11 protein-coding genes are annotated in these 14767 nt (G+C 58.0%); all 11 read right to left on the bottom strand.

The genetic code is table 11. From position 1 onward, the window contains the following. Window positions 1–4: 4 nt before the first annotated feature. Window positions 5–706, bottom strand: a complete 702-nt coding sequence (locus G7Y85_RS07125) for a sulfotransferase family 2 domain-containing protein (protein WP_166254088.1) — start codon at window positions 704–706, stop codon at window positions 5–7. Then, a complete protein-coding gene (locus tag G7Y85_RS07120; protein ID WP_166254086.1) occupies window positions 693–1997 on the bottom strand; it encodes an O-antigen ligase family protein in 1305 nt (434 codons plus the stop codon). Before G7Y85_RS07120 ends, G7Y85_RS07125 begins: the two co-directional genes overlap by 14 nt. Then, window positions 1994–3007, bottom strand: a complete 1014-nt coding sequence (locus tag G7Y85_RS07115; RefSeq protein ID WP_166254076.1) for a glycosyltransferase family 2 protein — start codon at window positions 3005–3007, stop codon at window positions 1994–1996. The genes G7Y85_RS07120 and G7Y85_RS07115 overlap by 4 nt, the downstream gene beginning before the upstream one ends. Then, entirely contained in the window at window positions 3004–4005 is a 1002-nt protein-coding gene (locus G7Y85_RS07110) for a sulfotransferase family protein (protein WP_166254073.1), read from the bottom strand. Before G7Y85_RS07110 ends, G7Y85_RS07115 begins: the two co-directional genes overlap by 4 nt. Then, window positions 3998–5122 carry a glycosyltransferase family 4 protein gene (locus G7Y85_RS07105; RefSeq protein WP_166254070.1) on the bottom strand — a complete coding sequence of 375 codons (1125 nt, stop codon included), beginning with the start codon at window positions 5120–5122 and terminating at the stop codon, window positions 3998–4000. Before G7Y85_RS07105 ends, G7Y85_RS07110 begins: the two co-directional genes overlap by 8 nt. Window positions 5123–5550: 428 nt before the next feature. Next, window positions 5551–7803 carry a polysaccharide biosynthesis tyrosine autokinase gene (locus G7Y85_RS07100; protein WP_166254067.1) on the bottom strand — a complete coding sequence of 751 codons (2253 nt, stop codon included), beginning with the start codon at window positions 7801–7803 and terminating at the stop codon, window positions 5551–5553. 172 nt (window positions 7804–7975) lie between these two features. Continuing rightward, on the bottom strand, window positions 7976–9079 hold the full coding sequence (locus G7Y85_RS07095; RefSeq protein ID WP_166254064.1) for a polysaccharide biosynthesis/export family protein: 1104 nt from the start codon (window positions 9077–9079) through the stop codon (window positions 7976–7978). Between the two features lie 64 nt (window positions 9080–9143). Beyond that, complete coding sequence (locus G7Y85_RS07090) at window positions 9144–9902, bottom strand: sugar transferase (RefSeq protein WP_166254060.1); 759 nt, start codon at window positions 9900–9902, stop codon at window positions 9144–9146. 397 nt (window positions 9903–10299) lie between these two features. After that, window positions 10300–11229, bottom strand: a complete 930-nt coding sequence (gene secF, locus G7Y85_RS07085) for a protein translocase subunit SecF (RefSeq protein WP_166254056.1) — start codon at window positions 11227–11229, stop codon at window positions 10300–10302. 736 nt (window positions 11230–11965) lie between these two features. After that, on the bottom strand, window positions 11966–13819 hold the full coding sequence (secD, locus tag G7Y85_RS07080) for a protein translocase subunit SecD (protein WP_166254051.1): 1854 nt from the start codon (window positions 13817–13819) through the stop codon (window positions 11966–11968). Window positions 13820–13876: 57 nt separating this feature from the next. After that, entirely contained in the window at window positions 13877–14212 is a 336-nt protein-coding gene (gene yajC, locus G7Y85_RS07075; protein ID WP_366514926.1) for a preprotein translocase subunit YajC, read from the bottom strand. Window positions 14213–14767 lie beyond the last annotated feature (555 nt).

The raw sequence follows: 14767 nt of genomic DNA, 5'->3' as shown, positions 1-14767 counted from the left end.
GCACTTAACTCGCGATCGAAAAAGACTCTCTCGAGTCAGGAATTTCAAAGCTACGTTCGTACTCAAAAGCGTCAAAGTCGCAACTGTAAAGTTCTCGAACGCGCTCCGCGCTAGCCTCAGTATAGTAAGTACGCCAATCCAAACTCCGCACAGATCGATTTACAGGCGCTAGAACAACATTTTTCATACCAACGGCGCGCAGTACCTGATCAAGATCGGCTTGCAGATTTTCAAATCGACACAAATGATCAACCATTATTTTTCCAGCATGGTCACAAACGTAGAATGCCTGCGGGCGAAACAAATTATGGAGACAAATTCTGGATGGCTGAAGATATTCAAGAACAAACGACTCGAAATTAGGAGCGCGACGAGCCACGTCAGCCGCCAGCGGTCCATCTGTGCCGGGAGATCCTCCGCCCATTAGATAGCTGTATATTGACACCACGCGATCGTAAGGGTTCCTCACTACAGCCAGCTTCCTGTAACGTTCAAATCGATATTTGTTAGCTTGCCAGAAGACCTGCCAAGGAATATGCATGCGCGCCCTCTTAGCCTTCATAGCATCCAGAAATGCAGTTCCACCGGTTTTGGGGACGTGGATGAATACTATCCTATTGGCCCGCATATAGCGGCGATAAGGGTATGGATCATATAACCTTACTGCGTCAAACAATGCCGATCTGATAAAGCTATGCGCTTTCATAAGGCCGCAATTTCCAATTCTGAAAGCGAAAGTTGGTCTCGATATTTGGCTGACGGCTGTCTCCACGATTTAATAGCTGTCCAGCAAGAAAGAACAAAAGAGCTAGAGCAATACAAGCGGACATGTCGAATGTGCCGCGCAAGCTAACAAGCAATCGAATCAATGGAAATATAGCTAACCAAGAGCACCAAAGACAGAATATCTTTTTTCCCTCTGGAAGCCGACTAAACGCTGGACGGAGAAGCTGGAGCAATAACAGTAAGGTCACACCTACAGCAGCGATAAGAGACATCAGACCACCTTGATGCCAAGCGTTAATTACATACTGGTCAGCGTAGTAAGAGTTATCGACCAAGGAGCCTGCGCCATACCCCCAAAACGGATGTTTACTTATCTCTATCAGTGCCTGCCCGTACCGTTCGACTCGAGGGTTTTCCAAAATATCATCAATGAATTTTATTTTAATAAAATCCCAAGCAGGGATAGCTAACGCCACGGAAACAAAAAATCCCAAAACAATTCCGTATCGAGCCTTTCTTTTGTCGCCACTCATAAAGACTGAGCTAGACATAAAAACCCACAGCAGCGCAACGATCGCTTGACGGCTGAGCGTCGCCAAAATCAAAGCCGCGAGAAACACTTGAACAATTGCCGAAAAATGTCGCTCTCTTTTGTTCACATAGGCGACACATTTTGCGCAAGCTAGGCCGAGAGTAAAAAGCAATGCCATGGTATGCCGCGTAGCTGAACTATATGTGTCCGCGTCTGTTTCGTTAAAGAGCCCTTTAAAGACAGAATACTGTATGCGGTCCGGATCAAGATCAACGAACGCTCTGACGTAGACATCGATCGGATGAATACCTTTATGGGCGAGCTGAATAGAGGCGACTATCAGCACTCCAATTCCTGAAATAAAAGCGGCCCTGTATATAATACGACAAGCATCTACAAAGCCTATTCTTGATATCCCAGAAAATAAAAGGATAACCCAGCTTAAATAAATGGCATCTCGCAAAATGTCAAATAACCCCTGCATCGGCTTCGGCGAATGCACAAGCGATACTACCTGGATAATCAGGTTCGCAACATATAAAATTAAGAACCAATATATAAAATTACTTCTGAAATTTGGGAAGTAGGCGGCGGAAAACACGACACCACATAGCAAGAGGCCAGCCGACATCACAAACCCGAGATCTGAGATCGTTAACGACCCAGCTATTTGGATCCATTGAAACGGAGCACAAAACACGGCCACGAATATAGCCGCTGCAGAAAGCTGCTTATTCATCGCTCATTTGCCCGTGTTCCTGACCAACGTGTGGGTTTACGCGATCCTAGAAGCCCCCTACATAAGCCGTACGCGCACCCTGCAGCATGGCTGACATGCATCGCCGGCAGAACACGAATCAAATTCAGCATTGCACGGTCGCGCAACTGAACAACCTTATGAATCGATATGACGCCAATGGCGGTGACATAGACTAGCGGCAACGCTAACGCCAGAGGTGTTGCCAGCAATAGCAACATCACCAGAAAAAAGCAGAACGGGACGAAGCCACGCAATGGCGGCTTGACGCCAGTCACGGTCAGGATTTCAATCTTTGCTGCTGCGTATTGGTAGACCATGCGCCCGAGTTGCTTCAGCGTCGCCCTTGTGAAAAAGATGAACGGCTCCCCCGGATACAGCAGTACCCGCAGCCCGGCGGCTCGAATCCGGCAGTTGTGCTCCAGATCCTGGCCGCGGATGAAGCGCTCATCGAACAGCCCTACGCGATCAAAAATCTCTCTGCGCCAACATCCGAACAGCAGCGTATCAACTTCCTGAAGTGCCGCACTGGAGAGACTCCGATGGCTGGCGCCGACAGCAGCACGCATTCCCATGGCCACGCTGATGCATCGCGCCAACTCCGTATTTGCTCCGGGTTCGCAGACATGCGGCGTTCCGATATTGCCCACGTCCGTCGCGGCGCTATCCATCAAAGCAACCAGAGTCCGAAGATAGTTGTGCGGATACTGAGAGTGTGCGTCGCAGCGAATGATGATTTCCCCGCGCGCTTCCTTCAGTCCAACATTCAGTCCGTGAACCTGAAATTTCCGGGGATTATCCAGCACTCTGATATTCTGATTTTCGTACGCAATCCTTTGTAGTATCTCCCTTGTTCCGTCGTCGCTCCGGCCGTCGATAATCAGCATTTCCCAGTCGTAGTCGACGTTGGTCAAGCCTGCCGCCAGCGACTCCGCGCAGCGCTGTATATATTTGATCTCGTTGTAGCACGGAACAATAACACTGAGTTTCATACCGTCGTCCTTCGAAGCGCCCGAACACCGCGCTGCCGCAACTTGTAGCGTATGCCTTCGAAAAGGCCAAATTCCTGAACGTAGGCGCCGATCACGCGTACAGCGTCGCGAAGCGCCGCCAGACGGACAGCGAACGAACCGGGAATCCTGGGCTCAGCGCCTGGATCGATCTGCAATGCCGCATAACCATGCGCGCGCATACGGTCGACACAAATGGATTCGACCACGCGAATGGTGCGTGAATCCACATTCTGGAGAAACTTGCCGCTGTTGTCGGATTTGACTCCGCGATGGCCGGCTCCTTGTCCCCAGCGTTCGGAACTTGCGGGTAAATCCAGCATTGATTGCTCGAAATTCACCCCGAGCAGTGAGCAGATTCGAGATAGCTGTGGGCGTGGCTCCGCCAGCAGATCTTCATATTTGAGCTCCAGCAAATTGCTGCCGTGGAGCAGACCCCGGGACTTGAGCGTATCAAGGTGGATTTCCGTCTTTCTCCAATCGAGCGCACTACGCAAGGCGGACTTGCTCCAGGCGGTCGCCATGGACATGGCCACATCTCGGGGATCTCGCACAATGTGGACAAACTTGGCACTCGGTGCCCACTTCAGAATTTCCTCAGCCATCCACGCGTAATTGGGTGTCTTGTCGCCCCACAGCACAGTGCCGGGCAAATTTGCTTGAGGTCGGCTGGCCACTACGACATCCCGCAGAACGGCAACTGGATCAGCGCAAAACAACCGTTCTGTCAGTGCTTTTGCACTGACCTTGTGTCGGAGTTGCATCAGGAACGCATAGTTGCTGCGTTCGACGATTTTTTTTGCCAGCCCCAAAAAAGCAGCATCGTCGGCTACTAACTCACGCGCCCTGATCAAGTCCGGCAAGAACTGGGATTCTTCCGGCGGAAGAGTGATAGCCGTGTGTCGCGCAAGGAGGTCGCGAAGCAGAGTCGTCCCGCTTCGTGGGACACCGATGATGAAGAACGGAGATCCATCAAGCATTGACGATGAGCTCTTCAACCACAGCGTCCACGTGGGCCTTCCAGGTCATTCGCAGTCGAACCAGCTGCTCACCGGCCTGGCCTATTGTCAGGCGAAGTTCGGGGCTCATCATGAGCTTTTCCAGAGCGTCCACTGACTGTTCCAAATCGCGGCCATCAACGAGAAATCCATTCCGGCCATCAATGACATATTCGCTGGGACCGCCATCCCGGCCACACACCACAGGTAGACCGCACGCCATGGCGTCGATGATCGAGATCCCAAAACCCTCGATATCTCTTGCGTCGTGCGCGCTGGATTGCGGATGGAAGAAAATATCGGCTTGTCGATAAAGGCGCCAAAGTTCCGGCTCGGGAACAGCGCCTGCCAAATGGATACACCGACCCGCGTCTCCCAGCTCTTCAATCGCCGCCAGCAGCGCCGGGTGTTCCGGTCCATTGCCCGTTATGACGTAACGAAAGCTCGGCACACCACGACGATAAAGTTCGCCCACCGCACGTATCGCGAATGGCAGATTCTTGCGCTTCACAAGTCGGCATACGCTCAATATCAGCAGAGGCTCGCGCCGATCGGTATCGGCGACGACGCTGCGACCAGCAGCAGCAGCAGTGGTCGCGGCGCTTGATACTCCGTTCCACGCCACCAGGCTGGGTACAGCTTTAAGCGACGGCAAAGCGCCCTCTATTTCGCGCTTCGTTGCGTCGCTCACGTAGACAAGCAGGTTGACCCTGCGCAGAAGTCTCTGTGCAAGCCAGCGCATCAGTCGCGATTGCTCTGTCAATTCACGCCCATGAACCGTCACGACCAGCCGCGCTCGTACGCCGAGCATCATCAAGGGCAGACACATCCGCCAGCTGGTGGCATGAACAAAATGCCATTTCCGCTTGCGCAAAGAGCACAGGCGCCGGAGAGTCGAAAAAATTGCCCTAAGCTGCGATACCGTCGAGCTCGGATGCTTGCTCCGGCTCACAGTTTCACCGGGGCGGAGCCGCTGGGTCATGCTCGGAGTGACAAGCGTTGTTGCGAATCCACTATCCGCATAGGCGTCGGCGAGTTCAGCGCTATACGCCTCTATGCCGCCTACGACTGGGGGAATGGCTTTGGCAAGGACCAGCACCTCGGAGCACTCATGCATTTACACACACTCTACGATTTCTCGGCGCGAAAACGCGCTGACGGCAGTAATCATCAATTCGCGCGGATTCGCCTCACGCTACCCGCAAGGCTCCTCCGAGAACAGCTGCTGACCGGCAAAGTTCGTGACAACTGGCGCTTCTACTGGATTGCTTGGCCCCATTCGTCCTGGCGTGTCCCAGCCGAGTCAAACTCGCATCTGGTTGGCAAGACCCGTGCCGAGGCGTTCCGACCTGGCCCTCCTGATGCGCTGCATCAAGCGGCGTCCGGACAACACTCCGATCCAATCCATTTGCCTGTTTCTCTGTCCACGAAATTTTTGGCCGCCCCGGAGCAGCGATTCAGCCAAACTCGCAAGCGCCACTCACAACGTGGCCGGAAAAATCGAAGTCGCCGAATTTGCGAGTTTCATCAACGCTTGGTTGAGCTGTACTCCTGCTTGTACGCGTAGGAATAAGAACTGTAGTAGCCATATCCGCCGCCGCGCACGCCAACCTGATTGAACAATATGCCGCGAGGGTTCACACCGGCATTTCGCATTCGACGAATGGTTTCTTCGATCACGTTCATCGAATGCTCCCCCTCCTTCAGTACCAGCAGGACATTGCCGGCTACTCGCCCAACGATACAGGCGTCGGTAACCGGCAATACGGGTGGCGTATCAATCAGGACGTAATCGAAGTTCTTTGAAAGATTCTGAAGTAATTGATTGAATTTTTCGTGCAGAAGCAACTCGGACGGATTCGGGGGCGTTGTCCCGTTGGTCAAAAGGAACAACCCGTCAACTGCCGTCTTCTTGATGACAGAGGCCATATCGGCATTGCCGGCGATATAGTCGCTGAGTCCGGGCGCAGCGGATTCCCCGAAATAACGATGCAGATAACCGCGCCGCAAATCCGCGTCAATGACGAGAACTCGCTTCCCCGATGTCGCCAGTACCGCACCAAGATTGATCGATACAAATGACTTGCCCAGGCCTTGGGTTGGTCCGCTGAACATCACGATGTTGTTGCCGGATTCGAGCAGAGCGAACTGCAGCGATGTGCGCAAGCTGCGCAGTGCTTCAATGGCAACGTTCTCCGGCTGGGCCGTCGCGAGAATATGGCTCTTCTTATCGCTCTGCCGGAACCCTCGACTCATCTTTTCCTGCGCCGGCGTGAATGGGATCGCGGCATATGTCGGAAGTCCGAGCGCCTTCTCCACCTCGTCGGGGCTACTGACGCCGCGGAACAACGCCTTTTCTATGAGAATGTAGCCAACGCCAAACATCAATCCGACAACCAGACTAATGGCGAGGACGAATACTGGCTTCGGCTTGGCAGGATCGATCGGCGCCAACGGGTAATCAATGATGCGGACGTTACCGACAGTCCCGGCCTTGGCGATTTGCAACTGCTGCGCGGAGTTCAAGAGCGCGGTGTATAGGCCGGTATTGACCTCCAGATCGCGCATCAGGCTCAGGATCTCCTGCTGTGTTTCAGGAAGCGCTTCTGTCCGCTTCTTGAGATCAGTCTCCCGGTTATCAATTTCCCGGATTTGCGCATCGATCCCCTGGATGACGGGGTGATTCGGAGTGAATCGCTGCAAAGCCTCCTGACGCTTCTGTTCCAGCTCAAGCCGTTGAGTGCCCAGATCAACCGCAGTCTGCAGAACGAGGTCGGTCTCCTTGGTGATGTCGATCGAACCCTGCTTCATCTGGTACGCGTTCAATCCGGCCTGCGCGGCATCAACCTTCGCCTTGATCGCGGGAAGCTGCTGCTGCAGGAAGTCCAATGACTGCTGGGCTTCAGCGGAGCGTCGCTCGACATTCTGACGCAGGTAGGCGTCTTCAATTTCTCTTATGACGTTCGTCACCGCTTGCGGTGACTTTCCGTCATAGGTGATTCCGATGACTCCCGAATCCTTGGTCTGCTCGGCGATCGTTAGTGCCTGGCTCAAGTCGTAAAGCACATCCTGACGGGCGAAGTGCGTCACCGTGAAATGGGTGCCCGCCGCCGCTTGAAGATCCTTGACGAACAACTCGACGTTGCCGTCCGCCAGCTTTGCCGTAGCCGTCTCGCCAACGTGTCCTTGCAAGAGCGGAGCGCCATCCAGGCCAAGGAGGGTATAGGCACCTTTGCTCCCGGCCACCAATGTGAGGCTTTGGTCGAGCAGCGACGGCGGCACCGCAAAGCTCGAAACGTCAATCAGCTCACCACTCCATGCGAACCGGCTCATGCCAAGCAAAGCGGGAGCAATCTGACCGGGCGTACCACGATGCTGGGCAATGAAGCGGCCAATCAGCGGAAAATAGTTGGGTCCAGCCTGGATATCCAGCTTCAGATTGTCGATGACCTTGTTGAGCACCATACGGCTCTGGAGGATCTCGATTTCCGCTTCCGTCTGCACCGGGGCGCCAAGCAGTGCGGACAGGTCGCTACCGCCTAGGGAACTGCTCAAACTGTTGTTGTCTTGTTCGACCTGCACCAATCCGTTTGTTTCGTAAACGGGCGCTTTTGCAATCAGGTAGAGAGCCCCCAGCGCCAAAGTGATCAGTACGGCCAACAAGAGCTTAAACTTGCCCCCCCAGAGCACCGCGAACATCTGGCGCAAATCTATTTCATCGTGTGCGCCATCCGATGCGTTCGCTGTCGGCTGAATTGGTGGAATACGGTCAGCAGTCATTTTCTGTGTTAATCAATGTGAAGTAAGAACCCAAGACATTAGCTGGGCCGTTTTATATACGCGTCAAGCCAACTGCCGATGGCACAACCACCGACATCATCGCTCCTCGAAATTCGATGACCGTGTCCGAACGGGGCATTGCCAGTCGCTTATTCGCGGCAGCTGACTCCAGCTAGTTCGTCAATCGATCAATCTGGAATACTGTCGTCACCGTCGGCAGAATCTCACGAATGATCAGATTGTACTGGGCAAACTTCGTCGCCTTGACGTAGACCACGTCCCGGGCATCGAGATCGAATTCACCCGCAAGAAGTAGTCCCGCCGGCTGTGAAAGATCCAGCGTAAAGACTTCTGCAGGTTTGTTGGGTTCGGCCGGTTTGCGAAATACGAGGACACCGGAATCGTTGGCCGACAGCTGGTCCAGGCCGCCGGTCTTGGTCAATGCTTCGATCAGTGTCATCTGCTGCTGGCCCATGACAACCGGCCCTTGCTTTGTCACCTCACCGAGCACGAACACCTGATCATTTGAAGTGTCGGGCACATGAATGATGTCACCCGGCTCCAGCGCCGGATTGATCGCCGGACGCGCGCCGGAGAGCAGGCCCGCCAGATCGATCGTGTACGTCGTCCCACCACGAACCAGCAGGGCATCCCGCCGGCTCGCCGCCGGGTTCAGACCCCCTCGCTCGTTGATGGCCTCGAGCACGCCCTTGGTCGTGTCGTCCAATGTCACCAGACCGGGCTGCGCCACTTCTCCCGTCACCTGGATTCGGCCCGAGCGGTAGGCCACCACCCGGACGTCAACCTGCGGCTTGGTGACGACCGACCTCAGTCTGTCCGTCAACTCGGATCTGACTTGTTCGATGGTCTTGCCGCCGGCACGAACCAGGCCCGCATACGGGAAAAACACCATTCCGTCCGCAGACACGAGCTGGCCGGCCGTCACCGGATCTCTGGTGACGGCGCCAAAGGGGTTGGTGAGCTCAATGTGGTCCCAGACCACGATTTGCAGCACATCTCCGGGGCCAATTCGGTAATCCAGAGGAGGTTGCGTGGGGTCCGCGGCGGGAAGGGCGCCCGAAGGGGGCGGACCCGCAAGTTCCGCAGCCTTTTGCGAAGCAATCAGTGCCGGTGTGACGTCGAAGACTTGATATGGAATGTCGCCATCAGGCTGACTGCTGCCGGCACTCACGCGCAAGCCGGGGACCAGCGCGCACCCACACAGCGAGACGAGCGCGCCCAGCCACGCGGCGCGAAAGGAATTCTTGACGAACATACCGGTTCCCTAGGTTTTAGTATTGAGGCATCAGAACCCGTCTGCGGGCCGATGCCGAGCCGGCCTAGTATGCCCGCTCGTCTCCGCGAAGTGCACGCAGAACCGTCAGGCAGACGAGTTTCACATCCATCGCAAAGCTGACGTTCCGGCAGTAGAACACGTCGAAACGAACCCGGTGGTTCATCTCGCGCACGCTGCGGGTTTCGCCACGGCAGCCGGAAACCTGGGCCAGACCGGACACACCGGGCTTCACCGAATTGCGCTGGGTATATGCAGGAATCAGGTCCTTGAACATGCCGTCGAGCTCCGGCACATGCGGGCGTGGCCCGATGACCGACATGTCGCCGACGAGCACATTGACGAACTGTGGAACCTCGTCGAGATTGGTCCGGCGCAGAAAGCGCCCCACGGCCGTGATCCGGCAATCGTCCTTCTGTGCCTGCACGAATCCGGCATTCGGACAGTGGGCCATCGTGCGGAACTTGAGGCAGGTAAAGACCTCACCGCCAAGACCGACGCGACGCTGGCGAAAGAACACCGGCCCCTTCGAGTTTGCGCGGATTGCGATGGCAAGCAAGGGGAACAACCAGCTGCCGACCGCGACGAGAAAAGCCAGCGAGAAAATGATGTCGAAAAGTCTTTTGCCGAACGCCTGATAGACCGTCGTCTTCGCCGTTGCCGGCCTGACTTCGCGGCGTGTATGCGGGCCTACCAGCGTCAGATTCGGTCGCTCTGCCACCGCTTGACGAGGCGTTCCATTGGGCACAGCCCGGCCGTCTCTGTCGCGCGACGGAAGTCGCTCAATTGCTGCACTGCCTTCCATACACCCCATTCCTGTGCGCATTCGCCATTGAGTGCGCGGCTAAAAAGCATGCTGCTCTCGGCGGGCCCCACACTGCCCCTTTTTTGAACAGCCGCACCATCAAGGAGCGACTACCTTATACCGATTCAGTCATGGTGCAAAGCAGCATGAAGCATGCCATAGGCCGCCAGCCTAAAGTGTGACGGCTGCCTCATTTGCGCCATACCCGATTCGTGGGGTTTCGGATGCCGGACGTAGACGGTGACACGCCGGGACGAGACCGGCTGCGGCTTGGCACGGCGCCGAATAGTTGTCACCGGGCGCCGAATAGTTGTCGCCGGGAAGACGAGCCGCTCCCCTGAAGCCCGGGGAAGCGGGCTTGGTCGGCGCACCAAAAGTGGGGGTGACCGATAAGTCGCTACGGCAGACCGTCGATTTCCTTCTCGGCGGGCGGCAGCAGATCCTCACGCGAGATACCCAGCGCCACGGCCAGGTTGGTCGACACGTAGATCGAGGAATACGTGGCGACGATGACGCCGACGATCAGCGCAACGGAGAAACTGTGCACGGTGCTGCCGCCGAAGGTGAACAGGGCCGTCAACACGAGCAGGGTCGTCAAGTGCGTGATGACCGAACGCAGGATGGTCTGGTTCACCGAGAGATTGACCACCTCGAGAATGCCGCTGCGGCGCTCGCCGATGAGGTTTTCGCGAATGCGGTCGAAGATGACGATCGTTTCGTTGTTGGAGTAGCCGATCAGGGCGAGGATGGCGGCCAGCGTCGTCACGTCGAACTCGACCTGGAACACCGACAGGAACCCGAGCACCATGAGCGCGTCATGGATCAGGGCCGCGATCGCGCCGACCGAGAACTTCCACTCGAAGCGGAACATGATGTACGCCGCGATGCCCATGAACGCGAACAGCAGCGCCAGGCCGCCGGCACTGAACAATTCTTCGCCGATCTGCGGACCGACGAAGTCGATGCGCCGCAGGGTGATCTGGCTATCGGCCGAATGCAGGGCGTCGAGAATATGTGTGCTGACCTGCGACGAATTCTCGCTCTTGGCCGGCGGCAGGCGGATCAGCACGACGGACGACGCACCGAAATATTGCACGACCGCCCGATCGTAGCCGGCCTCGGCGAGATCGCTGCGAACCTTGTCGAGCTCCACGCTCTTCGGATACGAGACTTCGACCAGCACACCGCCGGTGAAGTCGATGCCGAAATTGAGGCCACGGAAAACGACCAGCAGGATCGCCGCTATCGTCAGCACTGTGGAGACAGCCAAGCCCACCTTGCGCTGGGCCATGAAGTCGATTTTGGGAACGCGGGCAAAGAATTTCATCGGTCAGCTCGGCCGCAAAGGGCGTAGATCACGTTGTCAGTATGCTGCACGCCAGAAGCGACGCAGTGAGGCTGAAGAGACTCGGGGGCGAAACGCCGCCGCCCACCTCCCCTGACCCCTCCCCCCGCAAGCGGGCGGAGGGGAACAAGAGCAGAGCGGCGACGCGGGGCTTCAGCCGAGTTCCGCCACGAGCCCTCTCCTACCTTGAACGAGAAGCTTGGGTGAGGCGGTACTTCTGGCCTGGGTGCGAAACGCCGCCACCCACCTCCCCTGGCCCCTCCCCCCGCAAGCGGGCGGAGGGGAACAAGAGCAGATCGGCGACGCGGGGCTTCAGCCGAGTTCCGCCACGAGCCCTCTCCTACCTTGAACGAGAAGCTTGGGTGAGGCGGTACTTCTGGCCTGGGTGCGAAACGCGGGCACCCACCTCCCCTGACCCCTCCCTCCGCAAGCGGGCGGAGGGGAACAAGAGCAGAGCGGCGACGCGGGGCTTCAGGCGAACTCGACCACGAGCCCTCTCCTCCTTTGGAGGAGAGGGTTGGGTGAGGAGGTGCTTCTGGCTTGGGCGCGGAACGCGGGCACCCACCTCCCCTAACCCCTCCCCCCGCAAGCGGGCGGAGGGGAACAAGAGCAGAGCGGCGACGCGAAGCTTCAGCCGAGTTCCGCCACGAACCCTCTCCTCCTTCGGAGGAGAGGGTTGGGTGAGGAGGTGCCTGCGCCAGGAGATGCACTGCGTCGATCACCAGATCGGCACGTCTTTCAGCTGACGCTTCGCAAAGCACAGCTGCGCCAGTGCACGCGAACCCACGATGGCCGTGAACTGCGACGTCAGAATGCCGATCGCAAGCGTGATCGCAAAGCCCTTGACCGGGCCGGCGCCGAGCGCGAACAGCACCACGGTACCGATCAAGACGGTGACGTTGGCGTCGGCAATGGTCAGGAATGCACGGTCGTAACCAGCCTCGATCGCGCTGTGCGGTTTCGAGCCATTGCGAAGTTCTTCTCTTATGCGTTCGTAGATCAGCACGTTCGCATCGACGGCGATACCCATGTGCAGGACCACGCCGGCGATGCCGGGCATTGTCAGAGTCGCCTGCAACAGCGACAGCACGGCGACGAGCAACAACAGGTTCAACAGCAGCGCGCTCACGGCAAACAGGCCGAACACGCGGTAGTAGAAAATCATGAAACATGCGACGAGCGCCAAGCCCAGCGCGGCGGCCGTGAAGCCTTTGCGGATGTTGTCCGCACCAAGGCTCGGACCAACCGTGCGCTCCTCGACGATGTCGACCGGCGCAGCCAAGGCACCTGCCTTCAGCAGCAAGGCCAGATCATGTGCCTCCTTGCTCGACAGTCCCGTGGTCTGGAAGCGCTTGCCGAACACGCCGCGGATGCTGGCGACGGAAATCACGTCCTCGACTTCGCGATGCTCGCGAATCGGCTCGCCCTTGGCGTTGTAGTTGGTGACGACCTGGCGTTCCTTGAACAGCACCGCCATCGGCTTGCCGACGTTCTTCTCGGTGAACGCGAACATGCGCTTGGCAGCGCCCGAGTCCAGCGTGACGCTGACCGCCGGGCCGCCGTCCTGATCGACGGTCGAAGACGCATCGACAAGATTGTCGCCGCCGGCGATGACTTCGCGCTTGAGCAGGATCGGCTGATGGGTGTCGCGGTGATAGAACAGCTGCGTACCGGCCGGCACCACGCCGGTCGCGGCCGCCGTCTCGGCATCACCGTCCGCGACTGCGCGATATTCGAGCGTCGCCGTGGCACCGAGCAGGTCCTTGACGCGCGTCGTGTCCTGCACGCCCGGCAACTGCACGACGATGCGGTTGGTCCCCTGGCGCTGAACCAGCGGCTCGGCGACGCCGAGCTGATTGACGCGATTGCGCAGCGTCGTCAGATTCTGCTGGACCGCGAAGTCGACGATGCGCTTGGCTTCCTTGTCGGACAGCTTGATCTGCAGACTCAGCGGCGCATCCGGCAGCGTCGTCAGCTGGTATTCGTTGAACTCCTTGGAAATGGCGGCGCTCGCGGCTTCGAGATGCTCGCTGTCGGCGAAATCCAGCACCGCAGTATTGCCGTCCTCGTGACGCCCGGTATAACGGATGTCTTCCTTGCGCAGCAGCGCCGGCACGTCGGTGACGATGCGATCGACGGCCTTCTTGCGCACGTCGTCGATGTCGACCTCGAGCAGGAAGTGCACGCCGCCGCGCAGATCGAGGCCGAGATTCATCGGCCGCGCGCCGATCGCACGCAACCAGCCCGGTGTCTTGGACGCCAGATTCAGGGCGACGACGTACTCGCGCCCGAGATCCTGCTTGAGCTCGTCTGCTGCCCGCAGCTGCTGCTCCTCGGTATCGAGGCGCACCACCCACTGCTGGTTCTCGATGCGGCTGCCGATCGGCGTCAGGTTCGCGTTCTTGAGCGACGCGGCGACCTTGTCGCCGAGGTCGGCCGGGATCGGATCACCGTTTTCCAGCGAAATCTGCACGGACGGATCGTCGCCATACAGATTCGGCGCGGCATAGATCACGCCGAACACCAGTGCTGCGATCAGCAGCAGATATTTCCAGCTTGCGTAGGTTTTCATCGTCGTTCGGTTATCGCGCCTGTGCTCGGACAGGCTGTGCGCGGGAAAGCGCGGGCCCTACTGCGACTTCAGCGTGCCTTTCGGCAGCACGCCGGTGATCGCCGACTTCTGCACTTTGACGTGCACATTGTCGGCAATCTCGACCGTCATGTAGGTTTCGCCGAGGCCGACCACCTTGCCGGCGATACCGCCGCTGGTGGCGACTTCATCGCCCTTGGCAATCTTCGCGAGCATGTCGCGGGTTTCCTTGGCGCGCTTGCTCTGCGGGCGGATCAGCAGGAAGTAGAACAGCGGAATCATTACCAGCAAGGGCCAGAACGCGCTCAGCAAACCCTGCGGAGATGTGGCGCCGGCCTGCTGCGCAAATGCGGGGCTGATCAGGAAATCCAACACGAAAAACTCCAGTGGCGCTGAAAACGAGCGCGCGATTATGCCGCATGTTGGGGGTGGCCGCCCGAGACGCCGCACCGACCCCGTCTGCATGCCCACCGCGGCGCAAGACATCGGACTTGTTCTGTCTGTGCCAGGCGCAGGTCCCTCGATACGATCGCTACGCGATCACTCGGGACGAACGGCCTGAAGGACAGCGGCGGCCCCATCCACCCGTGACGAATCGCTCGAAGGACCGCCGCGGAGCCCCCTTTCTTCCCGTTCATGCCGAGTGCCGCGCGCAGCGCGGTGTATCGAGGCACGAGCCGAGCGCACGGCAAAATCGTGCTGCCGTCACCGATGCCGGATTCGGTTCCCTCGATACGATCGCTACGCGATGACTCGGGACGAACGGCCTGAAGGACAGCGGCGGTCCCATCCACCCGTGACGAATCGCTCGAAGGACCGCCGGAGCCCCCTTCTTCCCGTTCATGCCGAGTGCCGCGCACAGCGCGGTGTATCGAGGCACGAGCCGAGCGGACAGCAAACTCATACTGCCGTCACCGATGCCGGATCCGG

This window comes from Solimonas terrae (assembly GCF_011067135.1).
Classification (GTDB): Bacteria; Pseudomonadota; Gammaproteobacteria; order Nevskiales; family Nevskiaceae; genus Solimonas; species Solimonas terrae.
The sequence above is the reverse complement of the archived record's forward strand: the minus strand, read 5'-3'. Positions and strand labels throughout refer to the sequence as shown.